This is a genomic window from Halobacillus sp. ABR2_026, assembly GCF_056158545.1.
The window spans coordinates 3,080,175-3,098,941 of sequence record NZ_JBSWTM010000001.1 but is presented as its reverse complement, the minus strand read 5'-3'; the positions used below and the strand labels follow the sequence as shown (position 1 = coordinate 3,098,941).

Sequence of the window (18,767 nt, the reverse complement as noted above, 5' to 3'; positions counted from 1 at the left end):
GAGGAAGTAAAAGTGGATAGTTTCGAAAAAAATAAAGTGGTTTTTGTTGGAGGAAAAGGAGGGGTGGGGAAATCCACTTCTTCGGCTGCTCTGGCCGTAGCATTTGCTAAAGAAGGGAATCGGACGCTTGTCGTCTCTACGGACCCTGCTCATAACCTCGGCGACATCTTTCATGAAAAAGTAGACCATGAGAAAACACCGTTACTGGACAACCTCTGGGGCATTGAGATAGATCCGAATCACGAATCGAAACGGTATATTGCAGGAGTGAAAGGCAATTTAGAAGGGTTGGTAAAATCAAAAATGGTGGAGGAAGTCCACAGGCAGATTGATATGGCCAGTGCATCTCCAGGGGCAGACGAAGCAGCCCTGTTCGATCGACTCATATCCATCATTCTGGAAGAAGCGGAGAATTTTGATAAGATCGTTTTTGACACAGCACCGACCGGTCATACGATTCGTCTGCTGACCCTGCCGGAGCTCATGAGTGTTTGGATTGATGGAATGCTTGAGCGTCGAAAGAAAATCAATGATAACTATACCGAGTTGTTGAACGACGGGGAACCTGTTGATGATCCCATCTACGACGTTCTGCAGAAGCGGAAAGAAAAATTCGCGGCTGTGAGGAAAGTGATTCTCGATCCCGTTCAGACAGGTTTTGTTTTTGTACTTAACCCTGAACGGCTTCCAATACTAGAAACGGAACAGGCCGTCCGTAAGCTACAGCAACATGATTTGACCGTAAATACACTCATTGTAAACAAGGTGCTGCCTGCTCATGCAGATGGTACTTTTTTGGAGAAAAGGCGCAGGCAGGAGAGTGTATATCTGCAGGAAATTGAGCGAGTCTTTGCTCAGCAGCATTTGATCCGCATCCCATTATTTGAAGAAGATGTTTCGGATATGGAAAAGTTACATACTTTTTCATCCTATATAAGCAAAAAAGAATGAGAAGGGGCTCCCTTTTCATTCTTTTTTGCTTTAGGCTCTGTTAAAGTTTAGTGTTGATATTACTGCAAAAAAGGACCTTCCAATTTTATGGAAGGTCCTTTTTTTATATTTGGCTTATTCCACTAAAGCTCCCTTTTCTTGAAGACTCAGTTTCGAGATGTTTGTGTGGGAGTTAGGGGCTGCGGGGGATGACTCGCTTTCCGCGGGAGCGCGGTGAGCCTCCTCAGGCTTACGCCTTGCGGGGTCTCACCCAGCACTCTTTTCCCGCAGGAGTCTCGCCATCCCCCTCCGCCCCTTGGCTATATCAGGTTCTCGAAACCCCTTCATGAATCATCAGCTATTCTAGTTGGTGAGAGGATAAGGATCATATTCCCAAACGGAGGTGCTCGAACCCAGAAAGCTTGATACATAGCGTTTTATGCTTACAACAACCGGGGGAATGGAAGACCATCCAACGTTGGTAAAGGGGTTCGTTTTTCGCATGATCGAATGGGGTGGTTGGGAAGCTGCGAGACTCCCGTGGGAGAAAGGAGATCGGCGAGATCCCGCAGGGCGATAAGCCCGAGGAAGCTCGGCACTCCCCCCACAGGAAAGACCAGCTATAAAAAGTCAAGGTTGTAAAGTGAAATTTCATTATCCTTTATGAAGCATTTTTGTCTCCATGCCAAATAAACCTCTTGGAAGAGGCATTTAAAAGCTTTTAGCTTTTTTCTGTTATGACTTTATTTCGGGCGAGACTCGTAAGGCTTCTTATCCCTTAATATCGCAAAGATAATATGGGTCAGCTTACGGGCTACAGCTCCCACGGCTGTTCCGTGGGCTTTCCCTCGTTTTCTTAGCTTTTTATAGTGCTGAGACAAAGCAGGATCTTGAAAGCTAGCGACAAAAGCGGCTTGCCATATGGCACGACGGAGGTAAGGAGACCCTCTCTTCGACATCTTCATCCTGTTTCCTTGGAAGTTGCCTGATTGGTGTACAGAAGCATCTAATCCTGCGAAGGCAACGAGTTGTTCAGGACGTTCAAAACGGTCGATGGAACCGATCTCCCCTAATATGGCTGCCGCAAGAACATCGCTAATACCGATAATTGTAGTTAAGTAGTGCTCCTGGCGATTTGAAAGCTCTATGAGCGATGCTTCTATCTCGCTAATTTGTCGGTCCAAGAGGGATAGTTGTTCAAGGAGAATGTGAATCTGCACCCGAAATGCTTCTCCTCCTATGGATATGCCGAAGCTTTCCTGTGCTTTTTCTTTCAATTGATCTGCCTTTTCCTGAGCACGCCGTTCGCCGTATCTTCCTTTACTAGCTTGATTTAGGAGCTCAGCCAGTTTTTTTGTATCAATAGATAGAAGGTCTTCAGGCAAAGGATAATGAAGGAGAACTTCGGTAGAAGATACACCAAAAGTATCGGAAAACAAACGTTCATATTCCGGAAACACTTGATCGAGAAGAGAAATAATCTTTCGTTTGATATCTGAACTTTGGTCCACTAAAGAATAGCGAAGTCGCTCCAAGTTCTTTAACTGAAGGAGGTCATCTTCAATAAATGGGGTAGCCTCCGGGTTATCAATCCGGATAACCTGAGCGATGAGGTACGCATCTCGTTCATCTGTTTTCGTCTTACGAATATAAAAATTCCGTAAGGCATCGGATTGTAGAGGATTGAACGAGGTTACTTTAAATCCAAGCTTATGTAGAAATGAAAAGACGGATAACCAGTAATGACCTGTGGCCTCAAGTCCACATGCGCAATTATCTGGTGTAATCTCGTGTTGAGTTAAAAAATTTAGAAGTTTGTCGCTCCCTGATTTGGAATTAGAGAAACGTACGGTTTTACCTATCGGTTGTCCATGCTCATCAATTAAACCAGCCTCATGGTTCTGTTTTCCAATATCAATGCCGAGATAATACAAGAAAATCCACCTGCCCTGTAATAATTACCAGATGGGAGGGTTCCTCCGAATCTTTACAAGTATCCAGGCTCGTTAGATATACGACAACGACGTGTCATCCAGCTTATACGGATTATCTTGTAAAGAGGGAGGTGTCATTCTTTCCTACGAAGACATGGCTTCAAGCGAGGCGTCGACACCTCCATCTGATTGTCCTCATTATACCTCGTAAGAAGGTAGTGAGGTCCACCAGAAATGATCTGGTAACTATAATATACGAGCGAGTAGCTTCCCATCCACCCCTGGCACTCAACACAATAACGAACCCCGAACCCTCTCGAACCGGAGTCTTCAACAATCCTGCCATTTAGCTAAAGACCCCGGTTCGTAATAATAATCCAACAAGGATTCAATGGTTGGATCGTGAAAGAAGATCATCTAAAGGTTTCAACACTTGGGGATAAATTCCTTTTTATCGTCCTAACATTCATTGTTACTTCCATCCGTTGATGTAAATATCAACACTGAACTTTATCAGAGTTTTGCTTTAAAAATGTGATTTTTCGAACTTATTGGGACTTTATGTTCAATTGATATATCCCGGCTGTACATTTTTACCTACGCGTCGATATAAAGGTAGTCGATTAGACAACTACTATATGCGGAGGTGTCCATCTTGTTAATCATTGACGAACAAATCTTATCACCTATTCTGATGCAGACGGCCCTTACCCATCGCGTTCCTATTTATTACAGCGATGATGTAAGGAGTCTCAGTCTTCCGAATCAATCCAAAATCCTAACGAACTCAGAGAGCTGCTTAAAGCTGCTTGAGAAGAACGAACCCGGACATGTCCACGTGAAAGCTTCTAAACTTGTAAAAGATAAAGCTAAATTCAGAGAAGTTACAGCTTCTATCTCCGATCAATTTTATTACCGCCGGGTTGATCTGGAAGAACTTCAGTATCTCGATTCATCGAGGATTCCGTTCCCGGTTGTCATTAAACCGAACAAAGGTTATTCCAGCGTCGGCGTCCATATCGTCGAATCTGAAACCGATTGGGAGCCTTCTGTCCAACGGCTATATTCGGAGCTTCTTTTGACCCGTGGTGTATATTCCGACGTTGTCATCGATAGTGAACAAATCATTATCGAAGAATGGATCGACGGGGAAGAGTATGCGCTTGACTGTTATTTTAATGATCAAGGGAAGCCTGTCATATTGAACATTATGAAGCGTAGGTTTGCCAGTGAACGGGATACATCTGACCGGATTTATTACACCTCCGTCAAAGTTATTTCCGAAGTCCATGATGAAGCCCTTGAATACATGACGTCCTTGAATCACACTTTAGGGTTTAAAAATTATCCATTTCATATGGAGGTAAGGAGGTCAGCCAAAGGTATAGTTCCAATTGAAATGAACCCTATGCGTTTTGCAGGGATTGGAACAACAGACATCAGTCACTTTGCTTACGGAATTAATGCGGCTGAGGCGTACTTTCTGGATGAATCTCCACACTGGGAGGAGATTACAGAACAAAATGATTCCTTTATTTATGGCTTTTTCTGTGCGGAAGTACCGACTCATATTAGCAGGAATTTGATCGCAGGTGCAGACCATGAGGCTTTGAAAAAGGAGTTCAGCGCAATATTGGACTATCGTGAAATTGAATCGGTGAACGATCGTACTTTTGCAGTCGTATTCTTTAAAACGAGAGATATGGATGAAATCGATCGCTTATTAACTCTTGATTTAGAACCTTATTTGTTTATCAAAGAATTGGAGGAAGCTGTTCGATGAACCTTCAGAGATTGAATCCAAGAAAATCATTAAAGACGCAATTATTCATTAATATTATGATTCCTATGATCATTCTGGGGGTACTGGTTTTCGCTTTTGTCCAAATGCTTTCCTCTTATATTGTAGATGAACATGTCCTTCCCCAATTTGAAGAAATTTTAATATCAAATGGGAAGGAATTAGAACGCAGCATCGATGGTGAACAGGTCCAGGAAGCGATCCAGAACCCTGGGGGTAATCATAGTCCGTTGCTGAATACGCTCGACATGATGATGGAAAACAATGATCGCTTGGAGTATATGTACATCTTAACGAAGAAAGAAGATACGGATTATATTGTCAGCTTGAGTGGCAGCGAAGACGTGATGGTAGAATCTCCATTTACAGAAGCACAAAATCAATCCTTTAATGATAATAAAGTTGTCGTTACTGATATCTATGAGGATGAATGGGGTGTTCACAAATCCGTCTTCATGCCCGTGGAAGGAACGGATGCCATCATCGGAGTAGATATGAGCACTCAATTTGTGAAAGATTTGGAAAAGAATGTTCTCCTTTTTCTTGCTATATTCCTTGCAGCTGCCCTTATTATCGGAATAATATTTGCATCCTGGTTTGGAAACCGATTGAATAAGGCTGTCCGTTCTCTATTAAATTCGGTCAAGCGCGTAACAGATGGAGATTTAACTGAAGAAATCCAAACAGATCGAAAAGATGAAATTGGAGAGCTTTCTCTTTCTATGAAGGAAATGGTGGAAGGTCTCCGAACCCTCGTCCATCGTGTAGCATCTGCTTCTGATCATGTATCCGTACAATCGGAAGAACTTACCCAATCGGCAAATGAAGTACGGTCGGGAAGTGAGCAGATTGCCTCAACGATGCAGGAACTTTCTTCAGGGGCAGAATCTCAGGCAAATAGTTCCGGTCACCTATCAGAGGTCATGGAAGGATTCGTACAGCAAATTGAAGAAGCGAACAAAGGCGGTCGAAGTGTTTCTGATACCTCTCGTCAAGTACTCAGCATGACTGATGAAGGGCGTACTCAAATCCAGCTGTCTGTCCAAAAAATGACATCGATCAACGGAATCGTAAAAGATGCGGTTGAAAAAGTGCAGGGATTGGACCGGCAGTCCAAAGAAATTACAAAACTCGTCCAGGTCATTCAGGACATTGCTGAACAAACCAATCTATTGTCATTGAATGCAGCTATTGAAGCCGCGCGTGCTGGTGAGCATGGGAAAGGTTTTGCGGTCGTAGCGGATGAAGTTCGTAAACTGGCGGAACAGGTTTCGAATTCGATCGTAGATATCACATCCATTGTTGGAACGATACAGTCAGAGTCCAGCCACGTCGTGAAATCCTTGGAATCCGGGTATGAAGAAGTGAATGAAGGTTCTGAACAAATAAATATCACCGAAAAAACATTTGAAGACATTCATCATTCCGTATCGGATATGGCAGGAAAAGTCCAGCACATTTCAGAACATTTATCAGACATCGTCGTTCGCAGTCAGAACATGAATGGGTCAATTGAAGAAATTGCATCTGTTTCGGAAGAATCGGCAGCAGGGGTTGAGCAGGTCGCTGCTTCCTCCCAACAAACCAGCAGTTCAATGGAAGAAGTGTCATCAAGTGCGAGTCAATTGTCTCAGCTGGCAGAAGAACTTAGTGATAATATTAAAGAATTTAAAGTGTGAAAAGCTTTTTAGACAAAAAAGCAGGCGCTTTTAACTTGAATAAATTATAAATCTTAACAAGACGAAGTGCCCAAGGAGACAGTAGGTTGCCTGGGCACTTTTTAATGAAACAAGGGAATTTTTATTCCTTTTTTCCTTGATTTTTTGCATGTTGGCTCAATCTTCGGTACTCTAGTATAGTTGAACGTTTATAAGTTAAGAGAGGGATTTATAATGAGTAAGATCAAACGAAATGACCCATGTCCTTGTGGGAGTGGGAAGAAATATAAGAAGTGCTGCATGAATAAGAGGGAAGAGGGTGTAGGTTCCACTAGTCTTCATGAAGAGTTGAAAGGCCATTACAGCCACTTCATGGCATATGTGAACCGTAACTATCCGAATGTGACGCCGAACGAAGAGCGTGAAACGCAGGAAGAAGAAGTGGAAGCGGCTTTCCGTATGGTTCATGGGGTGTTCATTGCCAAACAGGAAGATGGAACCACTTTGTATGATGAGTTTTACGAAAAGAAGAAAGACAAGCTGAACCGTCCGTCAACAGCTGCTTCCATGGAAGCGTGGAAAGCGCCCCATGTGAGTGTGTTCCGCATTCAGGACCTTCCGTCCGAGCAGACGGTTGGGGTTGAGGACGTTTGGAATGGTGAAAAATATGAAGTGAAACGTGACGGTATTCCTTTGAAGGAAGAGAATTACGCTCACATGCCTTATGTTATCGGCGTTCTTTTAAAATGGGGACCGATCTTCAATTTCGTACCCCTTGCTATTCCAAATTATGAAGAGACCTATCAGACTTTCCGTGATAAGGTCACGAAGGATAGTCAAGATGCTGGTTATGATTCCATTCATGCGTACATGCAGGAAACGCTGATTGAGCAGTTGAGAAGCTGGATGTATATGAACGTTTCTGAAGAAGCAGTGGAGGAGCAAGGCTCACCATCCGAAGAAATATCAAAAGACGTCGTCCTCGATCTAGTCGATGATGAGCTTAAAGCAGAGCCGACGTTTGAAAGACTCCGGGAAGCGTGGCTTTCATACAAACAGCAGGAAGATCCTACATTCCGGAAGCCGGAAGTAGTGTCTGCTGCATTGGAGCACATTTATCGGACGTCTGAAGAATTCCGTTCAGAGCCAGAAAAAGTAACGAAAAAAGCGGTGGCAACGAAGTATGACGTGAGTCCGAGCAGCATGAGTAAACGAATCACTCAGCTGAAAGGATATATGGAAGGATAATGGTAAAAAGCTTAGAGCACTCGCTCTAAGCTTTTTTTATCAACTTGCTAATATAGTTGGTAATTTCGCTAATAAAAACTGGAAAGGCGCTAATTTACTCAACAAACCCGCTAATAAAATGATCAAAGGTGATAATAAAACCCTGGATGCCGCTAAACCGAGAGTCAGGCTTTTCTTTTTTTCTTCTCTGCTGCATAAGGTATGAAAGGGAGGGGATCGCATGAAGCGCAATCGTTCACCGGTGATTTTCATCGTTTGCTCGGCTTTGATTCTGATCCTTGCCGTTGGGCTCACGTTATTTTTCATGATGCGGCCCGGGCACCGTGCCGAACAGGCTATTGAAGAGTTTTATCTGCATGAACAGCAGGGAAAGTTTTCGGATTCCTGGGAGCTTTTTCACTCCCAAATGAAGGAGAAGTTCACGAAAGGTCATTACATACAGGACAGGGCCCATGTATTTATGAACCATTTTGATGTAGAAACGTTCGATTATGATATTGGAGATATGAAAAAAATCGATCAATGGACGATGGAAAAAGGGGCTGAATCTTTATCCCCTGTGTATCATTCCGTCGTGATTCAAACGTATAAAGGGAAGTATGGACTCTTCCGTCTTCATCAAGAGGTGTATGTAGCTGAAGAGGAAGGGGAATGGAAGATTTTATGGGATTACCAAAAGTGATTCGTCCTACTGGAAGAGCAGGCGGATCCAGTAAACTCCCATCTTTACATATTCCCCAAACGTTACCCTCTTTTCGTGTTCAGTCAGACCATCGGAAGGGTCGAAAAAGGATGAAGAGAAGGAGTAGTCCAACTGGATGTTGTTATCATAAATGTCATCGAACGTCATCTTAGTTCGGCGGGAATGGTACTCACTCGTAACGACAATCGCTGACTCTAATCCTTCTTCTTCCATAATTTCTTTAGACAGTGTCGCATTTTCATATGTACTGGTGGCTTCAGGTTCTTCTAAAATCGCGCTCCTGGGCACGCCTAATTCATGGGCCACTTCAGGGGTGGTCCAGTTTTCTGTCGAATTGGTCAAGATGAAGTGATCAGCTCTTCCTTCATTATAAAGTTCTGCCCCACGGGTGATCCGTTCTTCCGTTCCACTTAAGACAATGATGGCATCATAGGTTTCGGAGGAATCAAGCGTATCCTCGACGACCAGATATTCAGCCCCTAAGAGAAATGGGGTAATGACTGCGGCAACCAGTAATAATACGCCTCCTAAAAAGGAAACCAGAATGATTTTTTTCGTTAATGCCATCATAACCCCTCCATTTTTTTTAAATGCCCATAATCCTGTATATATCTCCCTGGAAAAAAATTAAACATACAGGTGTTTTACTTGTATAATCTTGTCGAATTTAGTAACATATATTGTAAAAGTTTTGTTTGAATTGTTTGTTAATTTATTGTAAAGTTTATTCAAATACGAGGAAGAGAAGGGGTAGAGAGATATGGTGCAACCTGATGATCGCATTGCCACTCCTGGGCAAATCGTAACGTTTGAGAGAAATGATATTACTTTTACAGGTAGAGTCATTCCGAGTCAATGCCAACAATCGGTGATTGTAGATTTGACGATAATGGATAACTTAGATGAAATCGATTTCGAATATGACAGAACGGTTGTGGCTCATACCAATTATCGTATCATAGAAGAATAAACCGTGTACCCTTCCTTAACTGGAAGGGTATTTTATTCATGGTTTTTTATTGGTAATTTTTTCTTCTGTAATCAATAATTACTAGTCAAAAATACTGTTTCCAATCATTGAAATTGTAGATATATTAGAAGGAAGTAAAAAGTCAGGCGTACGTTTGATGAGAGGGTGTGATCATTTGCCGCAATTGAACAGGCTTTTATTAGAGCACACAGAGTTAGCGTTGGAAGCACGTTATAGTGTAAGAATTGATCGGACAATTGTGATTGAACCATTGAGGCAGTTGACGGAAGACACATTCAGGAAAGTTTTGAATCAGGAGAATGTACATACCATCGGCATTGAAAATGCGGATGAGGAATTGATTGAAAGATACGAGGGTCCGTTTAAATTCCGCCGGATGAACGGGATTCTCATTTTTAAGCCATTGACATAAAGGGAGGGACTTCCAATAAATGGAAGTCCCTTTTCTTATTCTCCATTAATAGAGTTCTCATAAGTGTTGCTCTCGGTCACGGGAAATCCAGTGATTTCTTCAAAGTGTTTTTTGTTTTACTCAGACTTTCTTCGTCGGGTACGAAATAATACAGTCCATCTTCCAGACGTTTATTTTCCCCGTCAATCTCTAGTGTTTCTACGGATGTCTCATTGGAAGAAAAAGCTTTTCGTAGGCTCAGCATCTCACCTGGAGTGAGATTGGTGCTCACATTTTTTCCTACAATGTTTTTCATTTCGTTTATTTTGAATAACATTCCGGGGGACAAGGCTTCATCAATGCTTGCTTTAATAAATTGCCGTTGTCTTTCATCTCTCGTGTAACTAACAGCTACATCACGCTTTCTCATACGGACGAAGGCCAGTGCTTCCTCTCCATCCATTTTCATAGGACCTTCTTCAAATTCGATCTTTTTATAAAAATCTAAACTGCTTCGCTCCCAGAATCCTTCTTTAACGTCAATCGTTACACCGCCGAGGAGGTCTACAACTTCTATGAAACCATCAAAGTTGACGGTTGCATACTTATCGATGGGGATGCCCATCAGATCTTCTACTGTTTCCACGGTAAGTTTTTCAGCTCCATATCCAGTTACTTCGCCCAGGGTATAGGCAGCATTGATCTTATGGGTACCCGCATAGTGCTGGCGGACTTTGGACGCTGGAATATCCACCATTGTATCTCTCGGTATACTCGTCATCGTCATTTTATTCGTATCTGGATCGAGCGTCAGAACGATTTGTGCATCCGCACGTCCAGCTTTCCCGTCGGTGGAATAATCCTCAACACCCATCAGCAGAATGGAAATCGGATCTTCCTGAGCATCCACAGCTTCTTCGCGCAGGTCGGATTTTTCTCCACGGTCCAGACCTTCAAAGGCGGCTGTGTAGACTTGTGTCACATAATAAAAGCCTCCGCCAACTAGTAAGCATATGAGAAATAAGAGAGCAGCAAAAATGCGCAGCTTTCTCTTCTTTTTTCGTCTTCGTACACGTACGATTCTTTTCGCCAAATTGTAACACCTCTATTTCTAACCTCTCATCTTTTTATTTTACCACAGTTGAAAACATTCGATAGAAACGCTCCTTTTGTCGGAGTATTCGTAAAAAAGCTGTTACAAATAGTCGGATTTTCATGTGTCATTGTAGTCATTTACATATTTTTACGGAAAATAAATATCAACTATTTTCTGAATTTTATATACTGGACCTGAATGCATTATAAGAAGGAGGAAATCTGTTGAAGAAATTTTTTCATATTCTATTGATTGGTTCTTTAATCCTAAGCTATGCCGTTTTACCTACATCTCCGGTTGCTCATGCGGAAGAAGCAGAGGAGCTGTTGATTTCGGAGTATGTGGAGGGATCATTGAACAACAAAGCCTTGGAGATTTACAATGGAACGGGGGGACAAGTTGATCTGTCCCGTTACCAACTGGAATTGTACTCCAATGGAAACACTGAGCCTTCCCAGACAGAGCGTCTAACAGGAAATCTGGCACCAGGTGAAGTGTATGTGGTCGCTAACAGTAGTGCTGGGGAAGACATTCAATCCGTGACAGATATGACCAGCGGAGTCGTAAACTTTAATGGAAACGATGCTCTCGTCTTGAAGAAAGAGGGCAGTGTTATAGACAGTATGGGACAAATCAGGAACACCGATTCATTCGGGCAGGATGTAACCCTGCTAAGACAGCCGGAAATCCTCAAAGGGGATACGGATCCTACCGATGCGTTTGAAGCTGGTGCAGAATGGGATGCTTTTCCGATGGATACGTTCCTTCACCTTGGAAGTTATGAAAGAGAGGAAGAAGCGCCTGCAGAATTAACAACGATTGAGGAAGCCCGTCAGACAGATGAGGGAACGACTGTCCGGGTCAGCGGCATTGTTACCGCATCATTTGAGGCTGGTGGACAGACGAACCTATACATACAAGATGAAACAGCCGGCATCATCGTCCGCGCCCCACGCCTGGATGCTAAGCCTGGTGATCGTATCGAAGCTCAGGGGGAAAACAGTGATTATTACGGAATGGCTCAGGTAACCACCTCCTCTGCGAATGTGAAAGTTGTGGAAAGTGGTGGAGGAGTCCCGGATCCTCAAGTGGTCGATGCTTCTGCTTTCTCTTCGGCTGAAGGAGAAGCAATAGAAGGGGAGTTCGTTCAAGTGAACGATCTCGAGGTCGTTGATGAAAATGAGCATGGTGAATTTACGATTCAAGGGGAGCAAGGTTCATTTTTGCTTAAGCCTCAGGGAGGCGCTTCTGTCCGTGTTGGAGAGACGTATGAACGGTTAATGGGGGTAGTGGATTACAGCTATGGGGAGTATAAGCTGCTTCCTAGAAATGCTTCTGATGTGATTCAAAAAGTATTTGCTGTTACAGCGAACCCCGCTGCCGGGAAGATCGTTGAGGGAACAGAAGTTGAACTGATGACTGCAGAACCTGACGCAAGTATTCATTACACCGTAGACGGGTCCATCCCTACGATGGATAGTGAGGTCTATGATTCACCGATTGCAATCACTGAGGATGCCATAGTGAAAGCGGTTGTTGCTCGTGATAACGGTGAAACGAGTGATGTTGCCGTCTTTGAATACAAGGTTTTAAAAGCTTTGAATGATGTAGCCATCCACGATTTACAAGGGGCAGGTCACACCTCTCCTTATCAAGGGCAAACGGTTGAAAATGTAGAAGGTGTGGTCACGAAGGTGGATGGGGCCAATGGCTTCTATATCCAATCGTTGGAACCTGATCAAGACCCTGCTACTTCTGAAGGAATATACGTGTACAAACGATCTGTAAGCGTACAGACTGGCGATGTCGTGTCAGTGGATGGAAAAGTGACGGAATATCGGGAAGACGGCTATTCGGATGCAGCAGATCTTTTAACGACACAAATTAGTGCGAACGAAGTGACCGTATCTTCTTCCGGGAATCCTTTACCAGCTCCTGTGGTCATCGGGGAAGACCGGGAACAACCGATGAAAAATATAGAAGATGACGGGATGGAAACTTTTGACCCCGAACAAGATGGGCTTGATTTTTATGAGAGTCTGGAAGGGATGCTGATTGAGCTTTCTGAACCTAAGGTCACGGGACCAGTCAAATATGATGAACTTCCTGTATACGTGGAAACGAACGAAGATCAAGCCTTTACCCGTGCAGGTGGACTGCTGATTTCTCCGGAAGACTATAATCCAGAACGTGTGCTTGTTGATGTAGATGGATTCGACGTCCAGGCGAAGACCGGGGACTATTTTGATGCGTCCATTACGGGTGTGGTCAGTTACGATTACAGCAATTTCAAAATTCGAGTCACAGGGGAACTTCCTGAGATTCAGGATGGTGGAACAGTAAGGGAAGCGGCAAAACTTCGTGGGTTGAAACAGAAAATGACCGTGGCGACTTATAACATGGAAAATTTCCATGCAGGGACAGACCCGGAGAAGATCGAGCGTATTGCCGAATCCATGGTGAACCATTTGAATGCCCCGGATGTGGTCGGTCTTGTAGAAGTGCAGGATAACAGCGGTCCGACCGATGATGGCACAGTAAAAGCGGATGAAAGTTACCAAACGCTGATCGATGCCATCGCAGAGGCCGGTGGGCCAGAGTATAAATTTACGGACATTGCCCCGCAGGATAAAACGGACGGGGGGCAGCCGGGTGGAAACATCCGTGTCGGGTTTATTTATAACCCTGACCGCGTAACCCTGACAGATAAGCCGGCAGGTGATGCGGAAACGGCGATTGGTGTGAACGATGAAGGCTTGACGTTGAACCCTGGACGTATTGACCCTGGGAATGAAGCATTCAACGATTCTAGAAAATCGGTAGCGGCTGAATTTGAATTTAACGGCGAAAAAGTGGTGGTCGTTGCCAATCATTTCAATTCCAAAGGCGGAGATGACGCTTTATTCGGTGCGGAACACCCGGTAGAGCTTGGAAGTGAGGTCCAGCGGTTAAAGCAGGCGGAGGTCATCAATAGTTTTGTTGAAGATGTAGAAAAACAGGTGGATGATGCCAATGTCGTCGTCCTTGGTGACTTGAATGACTTTGAGTTCTCGGCACCAGTCGAAACCCTTAAAGGGGATGACCTGACAAACATGATGGAGAAGCTTCCTGAGGAGGAACGCTATACGTACATCTATCAAGGAAACTCTCAAGTACTTGATCATATCCTGGTGAGTAACCATCTCGCCAAACGTACAAAAGTGGAATCGGTGAATATTAATGCCGACTTTTCTGAAGCGGATGGCCGTGCCAGTGATCATGATCCAGTTCTTGCACAAATTCACGTGAAGAAATCGCATTCCTTTTTCCCGCCATGGTTGAAAAAACTGTGGGAATATCTCTTCCATTAATACAAATCCCCCGCTGGGAGCAGCGGGGGATTTTCTTTATATTTCTTCTTTTTCTAAAATCAAATAGTTCATTTCTTTTCGATCGATGCTGTTGTAACGCTTGGCGTTGAAAGCATAGAAAACGACTCCCATAACGATCCAGATCAGCAGGGCGATGTACGATTCTTTCCCGAGCGAGGCAGGAGAGAAAGGTAAAAGGAGTAAAGCAAGAAACCCTAAGGCGCTGATCATTCCGATTAAGGAAAACATCTTCTTCCACGGAGAAACCGTCCGTTTCTGATCAGTCTCTGTTTTTTTCCATGAGAAAAACTTATAAGCAGTGGCTGTACAGAAAAAGTAGGCGATTGCCACTCCTGTAGACGACATGTCCACCACCCACAACAAAGCTTCCCGTCCGAACCATGGGGCGATCAAGCAGATGATCAAAGTAAAGAGAATCCCGATATAAGGGGTATTATATTTAGGGTGAAGCCTTCTGAAAAGATCCGGAAGAATCCTCGCCCGCCCCATCGCAAACGTCAGGCGGCTGGCGGAAATATAGAACCCGTTCAATCCAGTGAAAATTCCCATACAGACTGCTACAGCTATAATCCAAACGCCTGCTCTTCCAAGGTAACTTTCAATTGCATCGCCCGTCCCCCACACTGAATTGTTCTCGGCAATGGAAGTGAGCAGTTCCTGCCAAGGCATCGTGCTTGCCGTGATTAATATCATGGCACTGTAGGCGACCCCGGCCGCAAGCAGGGACCAAATGATCAGACCGAATGCTTTCTTTGCCTCGAATTTGAATTCTTCTGCAGCTTGCGGAATGTTATCGAATCCTACGTAAGCAAATGGAGCGATCGCTAAAATCGTAAGAATGGAAGCGATGGATGTCTGGTCCGGATGAAACGCAGGAGTGATGTTTGAAAGTTGAGGGCTTTCTGTCATCACCGCACCGATCGCCAGTAAAGCGATGCCGGCGATTAAAATCATACTGAAAACAAACTGTGTCTGTCCGGAAAAGCTAGCCCCACGAATGTTCAAAAAGGCGAAAGCGATCAACGCAAGGCTGGCAATCGCTATTTGAATGATGGATACGTCATAACCTGCCACTGTATAAAGATTCCCGGTCCGGACAAGGTCCGGGAATAAGAATTTAGCAAGTAGTGCTAATGCGGAAGCGTTCAGGGCGACGATGCAAATGTAACCGAGCGTCAGAAACCATCCCGCCACAAAGGCAAACTGCCGGCCGAAGCCGATATAGGCATAGGCGAATTCTCCACCGGTTACAGGGAACTTTTCAATTAAAAATCCATAGCTTACGCCGATGACCATCATCAGGATTGCCCCTAATAATAGACCAATCACTACGCCTAGCGGACCAGCCTGACTGATCCAGTCGGTGGGTAAGACGAAAGCTCCCCAGCCAATGGCAGACCCAAAGGCGATCGCCCATACCCAGTGGGGCTTCAGGGACCGATCCAATTTGCGTCTTTCTCTCATGTGTAAGACCTCCCAAATGAAAATGATTGTAAATTTTCATTTATGTGTAAAATATTCCAATCCATTCTGTTATGATGTAATAGAATGTAGGTACTTGACGTATTTTGCAAGTTCATCAGGTCTGTTGTCAATAATTCTTTCTTTTCTGATTGTTGATCGCTGGCGGGTTTTGGAGGTTTTTACATAGAAATGTTTCAAAACATGGGGGGATGGCTAAAGAAAAGTAATCGAATCGTTACAATCAAAGCCGGTTTCATGTGATATAATTTTTCACGGTTAATATGTAGCAAATGGGCTGTAACTATACAGACAAATATGGAAATTATATATCAGCTTATGACCTCTGGGAGAGGACATAATAAACCTGAGGAGGATCTTTATGGAGTACAAGGCCTTGCTATTCTGCTTGATCGCATCCATTTTAATTACACCATTGGTCAAGAAGATAGCAGTGAAAATTGGTGCCACCGATCAACCGAACCATCGGAAAGTGCACAAAAATGTGATGCCGCGTTTAGGTGGTTTAGCCATATATCTCAGTTTTGCTTTCGGTATTTTATTTTTCTTTCCAGAAAGTGATTACACGTGGCCCGTACTCATAGGGGCAACGATCATCATTATTACAGGGGTGCTTGATGATCTGAAGGAATTGTCCGCTAAAGTGAAGCTGGGTGGACAGCTTTTGGCTACGTTTGTCGTCGTTTTCGGAGGCGTACAGATTGATTACATCAACCTTCCATTCGGAGGTCAAATCGAATTCGGGTATTTAAGCATTCCGATTACGATCTTGTGGATCGTTGGGATTACCAATGCGATTAACCTGATTGATGGTCTTGACGGCTTGGCCGCAGGTGTATCAGCAATCGCTCTTTTGACCATTTCCGGAATGGCCATAACGATGGGCAATGTGTTTGTCGTATTTGCGGGTTTGATGATGCTTGGAAGTACGCTCGGATTCCTCGTCTATAATTTCTACCCGGCTAAAATCTTTATGGGAGATACAGGGGCTTTGTTTTTAGGATTTATGATCAGTGTTCTTTCCCTGCTCGGCTTTAAAAACGTCACCTTGTTCTCATTCATCATCCCGATCATTATCCTTGGGGTTCCTATTTCAGACACCTTGTTTGCGATTGTGAGACGAGTCATCCACAGGAAACCCCTGTCGGCACCTGATAAGTCTCATCTGCACCACTGCCTGTTGAATCTAGGGTACAGTCACCCTGAATCCGTTCTAATGATCTATGCTGTCAGCGCTCTGTTCAGTCTTGCGGCCGTCATCTTCTCCCAAGCGACGATGTACGGAGCAGTGATTGTTCTCGGTATGCTGCTGCTCATGATTGAAATGATTGTCGAAATGACCGGTTTGATCGGAAAGGATTATAAACCGATACTGAATATGATCAAGAAAGAAAAATAAGAAAAACGGCTTCCTGAGCAGGAAGCCGTTTTTCTTATGAGGATGAGGATTCTAAGGACGTTTGACTGTCGTCTTTCGTTTCTACTGATGAAGGGGTTTCGCTGGCGATCGGGTGATCAATGCCTAGGTGGGCTTTCAACTCGTCGCTTATTTCTATACGATCCTCTTCAGCGACTTGGTAATACCATCCATGATCCGTAAATCCGCCTTCGCCGTCCAACTGCATCTTTTCAAACGTGAATCCCTGTTCCTGGAGAAAATAATCTTTGAACGTAATAATCTCTTCAAAGGTCAAGTTCGTACGCAGGTTTTCATTGACGGAAGTAAGAATTTCATCGACATTATTCAATCCTCTTGTTGTGATGGTTTCGCGAAAAATCTGCTGGATGAGTTCCATCTGCCTTTCTCCACGGGCGAGGTCGCTGTCATACTTCCGAGTTCTTGCTAAAGCGAGAGCTTCTTCTCCTGTCAACGTTTGTTTTCCTTCCTGAAGTTCAATGGCACCTGACACATCTGAACTGTTCTTTTCAGATATTGCAAAAGGCACATCATAAGAAATGCCCCCAATGGCGTCGACGATTTCTACGAATGACTGGAAATTCATCCGTACATAATAATCCACAGGGACGTTAAGCATCCGTTCCACGGTTTCTACCGTTGAATCAATGCCGCCGAACACATGAGCATGGGCGATTTTATCTTCATAACCGACGGCTGGAATATACGTGAGGGAATCACGAGGGATGTTCACCATCTTGATCGACTGATCATCTCGGTTGAATGTGGCGAGCACAAGGGCGTCGGAGCGGGAGGATTCTTCGGATCTCGCTTCACTGTCATCAATGCCGACAAATAGCACGGACGTGTGATCCTTCGCTGGGTTTATTACTTCCACTCGCTTGTCAGACTTGTCTCCTCTGTCGAGCCCCTGGTGAGATTCTGTAGCGGTTTCCTTCACTTCGTCGGTGAGATAGACGGCGTAACCGGCAGCCGCACCTACACCGACTAACAGGATAAAAGCGATCGACCACATGAACATGGCCAGCTTGGTGAGTTTCATGGTGCTTTAAGCTCCTTTACTCAGGTGTGACATCAAATTCCACGTAGGAAGCGTCCCCTTTTTCAATGGCAGCCTGACCGCTCGTCAGGTCCGTCATCCAGTTCTCGAATTCTTCCTCAAGACCGCTTTCTACATATACTATTAGTTCCACATTCTCCAAGTAATTAACCGTTTCAAGTGTATAGGAGGAATTCCTGACTTCATTTTCCACTTTTCCAAGCAGATGGTATTCCATCTTCACTTTCATCCCCTGCATCAATTGACGCTTAACGACGCCTGTTGTCTCAATGGCCGCTGAAGCCGTTGAACCATACGCACGAATCAACCCTCCGGCGCCTAATTTGATGCCACCGAAGTAACGGGTCACGACGACCGCCGTGTCTTTCAAGCCGCGTTTCTTCAAAACTTCCAGTATCGGAACGCCTGCTGTACCGCTAGGCTCTCCATCATCATTTGCTTTTTGGATGAGGTCGTGCTCACCGATCATATAGGCTGAACAGTTATGGGTGGCATCACTATGCTTCTTTTTAATAGAAGCAATAAACTGCTGGGCTTCTTCTTCTGTTTCACAACGTTGTACATAGCCGATAAAGCGGGATTTCTGTATTGTCACTTCTTCTGATCCTTCAGGTTTTACGGTATAATAGCTTTCTAACATCGTTTACAAAACCTCCTAAGGTTTTATTATATCGAGGGGTGAAAA

General features: G+C 44.2%; 15 protein-coding genes. 9 read left to right on the top strand and 6 right to left on the bottom strand.

The features are described from left to right. Positions 1 to 12 precede the first annotated feature (12 nt). Positions 13 to 951, top strand: a complete 939-nt coding sequence (locus tag ACXADE_RS16050) for an ArsA family ATPase (RefSeq protein ID WP_474981437.1) — start codon at positions 13 to 15, stop codon at positions 949 to 951. Between the two features lie 722 nt (positions 952 to 1,673). Here the strand turns inward: ACXADE_RS16050 and ACXADE_RS16045 are convergent. Then, on the bottom strand, positions 1,674 to 2,864 hold the full coding sequence (locus ACXADE_RS16045; protein ID WP_474981436.1) for an IS110 family RNA-guided transposase: 1,191 nt from the start codon (positions 2,862 to 2,864) through the stop codon (positions 1,674 to 1,676). A 655-nt stretch (positions 2,865 to 3,519) separates the two neighbouring features. Between ACXADE_RS16045 and ACXADE_RS16040 the strand changes: the two genes are divergently transcribed. From ACXADE_RS16040 to ACXADE_RS16025, 4 genes are all read left to right on the top strand, one after another. Beyond that, a complete protein-coding gene (locus tag ACXADE_RS16040; protein WP_474981435.1) occupies positions 3,520 to 4,647 on the top strand; it encodes an ATP-grasp domain-containing protein in 1,128 nt (375 codons plus the stop codon). Beyond that, positions 4,644 to 6,344, top strand: coding sequence for a methyl-accepting chemotaxis protein (locus ACXADE_RS16035; protein ID WP_474981434.1), 1,701 nt, complete (start codon positions 4,644 to 4,646; stop codon positions 6,342 to 6,344). Before ACXADE_RS16040 ends, ACXADE_RS16035 begins: the two co-directional genes overlap by 4 nt. Positions 6,345 to 6,557: 213 nt before the next feature. Further along, entirely contained in the window at positions 6,558 to 7,571 is a 1,014-nt protein-coding gene (locus ACXADE_RS16030) for an SEC-C metal-binding domain-containing protein (RefSeq protein WP_474981433.1), read from the top strand. A gap of 220 nt (positions 7,572 to 7,791) precedes the next feature. Next, positions 7,792 to 8,253 (top strand): hypothetical protein, encoded by a 462-nt coding sequence (locus tag ACXADE_RS16025; RefSeq protein ID WP_474981432.1) that lies wholly within the window; start codon positions 7,792 to 7,794, stop codon positions 8,251 to 8,253. Between the two features lie 6 nt (positions 8,254 to 8,259). On the opposite strand, the gene ACXADE_RS16020 is transcribed toward ACXADE_RS16025, so the two are convergent. Beyond that, positions 8,260 to 8,841 (bottom strand): YdcF family protein, encoded by a 582-nt coding sequence (locus tag ACXADE_RS16020; protein ID WP_474981431.1) that lies wholly within the window; start codon positions 8,839 to 8,841, stop codon positions 8,260 to 8,262. A gap of 193 nt (positions 8,842 to 9,034) precedes the next feature. Between ACXADE_RS16020 and ACXADE_RS16015 the strand changes: the two genes are divergently transcribed. Next, positions 9,035 to 9,244, top strand: a complete 210-nt coding sequence (locus ACXADE_RS16015; protein WP_474981430.1) for a YkvS family protein — start codon at positions 9,035 to 9,037, stop codon at positions 9,242 to 9,244. 175 nt (positions 9,245 to 9,419) lie between these two features. Next, entirely contained in the window at positions 9,420 to 9,677 is a 258-nt protein-coding gene (locus ACXADE_RS16010) for a hypothetical protein (protein ID WP_474981429.1), read from the top strand. A gap of 76 nt (positions 9,678 to 9,753) precedes the next feature. On the opposite strand, the gene ACXADE_RS16005 is transcribed toward ACXADE_RS16010, so the two are convergent. Continuing rightward, a complete protein-coding gene (locus ACXADE_RS16005) occupies positions 9,754 to 10,638 on the bottom strand; it encodes an LCP family protein (protein WP_474981428.1) in 885 nt (294 codons plus the stop codon). A 338-nt stretch (positions 10,639 to 10,976) separates the two neighbouring features. Between ACXADE_RS16005 and ACXADE_RS16000 the strand changes: the two genes are divergently transcribed. Then, positions 10,977 to 14,102 (top strand): FN3 associated domain-containing protein, encoded by a 3,126-nt coding sequence (locus ACXADE_RS16000; protein WP_474981427.1) that lies wholly within the window; start codon positions 10,977 to 10,979, stop codon positions 14,100 to 14,102. A 36-nt stretch (positions 14,103 to 14,138) separates the two neighbouring features. Here the strand turns inward: ACXADE_RS16000 and ACXADE_RS15995 are convergent, their stop codons facing one another. Continuing rightward, positions 14,139 to 15,587 carry an APC family permease gene (locus ACXADE_RS15995; RefSeq protein ID WP_474981426.1) on the bottom strand — a complete coding sequence of 483 codons (1,449 nt, stop codon included), beginning with the start codon at positions 15,585 to 15,587 and terminating at the stop codon, positions 14,139 to 14,141. A gap of 379 nt (positions 15,588 to 15,966) precedes the next feature. Between ACXADE_RS15995 and ACXADE_RS15990 the strand changes: the two genes are divergently transcribed. Continuing rightward, positions 15,967 to 17,004, top strand: a complete 1,038-nt coding sequence (locus ACXADE_RS15990) for a glycosyltransferase family 4 protein (protein WP_474981425.1) — start codon at positions 15,967 to 15,969, stop codon at positions 17,002 to 17,004. A gap of 34 nt (positions 17,005 to 17,038) precedes the next feature. Here ACXADE_RS15990 and ACXADE_RS15985 read toward each other — a convergent pair whose 3' ends face one another. Both ACXADE_RS15985 and ACXADE_RS15980 read right to left on the bottom strand, forming a co-directional pair. Beyond that, entirely contained in the window at positions 17,039 to 18,064 is a 1,026-nt protein-coding gene (locus ACXADE_RS15985) for an LCP family protein (RefSeq protein ID WP_474981424.1), read from the bottom strand. 16 nt (positions 18,065 to 18,080) lie between these two features. Further along, positions 18,081 to 18,722 carry a YigZ family protein gene (locus tag ACXADE_RS15980; RefSeq protein WP_474981423.1) on the bottom strand — a complete coding sequence of 214 codons (642 nt, stop codon included), beginning with the start codon at positions 18,720 to 18,722 and terminating at the stop codon, positions 18,081 to 18,083. Positions 18,723 to 18,767: the final 45 nt, after the last annotated feature.

Excerpts from the sequence above, each read along its gene's own strand:
- ACXADE_RS16035 (WP_474981434.1), top strand. The coding sequence starts at position 4,644 with ATGAACCTTCAGAGATTGAATCCAAGAAAATCATTAAAGACGCAATTA.
- ACXADE_RS16030 (WP_474981433.1), top strand. The coding sequence starts at position 6,558 with ATGAGTAAGATCAAACGAAATGACCCATGTCCTTGTGGGAGTGGGAAG.
- ACXADE_RS16025 (WP_474981432.1), top strand. The coding sequence starts at position 7,792 with ATGAAGCGCAATCGTTCACCGGTGATTTTCATCGTTTGCTCGGCTTTG.
- ACXADE_RS16020 (WP_474981431.1), bottom strand. The coding sequence starts at position 8,841 with ATGGCATTAACGAAAAAAATCATTCTGGTTTCCTTTTTAGGAGGCGTA.
- ACXADE_RS16015 (WP_474981430.1), top strand. The coding sequence starts at position 9,035 with ATGGTGCAACCTGATGATCGCATTGCCACTCCTGGGCAAATCGTAACG.
- ACXADE_RS15995 (WP_474981426.1), bottom strand. The coding sequence starts at position 15,587 with ATGAGAGAAAGACGCAAATTGGATCGGTCCCTGAAGCCCCACTGGGTA.
- ACXADE_RS15990 (WP_474981425.1), top strand. The coding sequence starts at position 15,967 with ATGGAGTACAAGGCCTTGCTATTCTGCTTGATCGCATCCATTTTAATT.
- ACXADE_RS15985 (WP_474981424.1), bottom strand. The coding sequence starts at position 18,064 with ATGAAACTCACCAAGCTGGCCATGTTCATGTGGTCGATCGCTTTTATC.
- ACXADE_RS15980 (WP_474981423.1), bottom strand. The coding sequence starts at position 18,722 with ATGTTAGAAAGCTATTATACCGTAAAACCTGAAGGATCAGAAGAAGTG.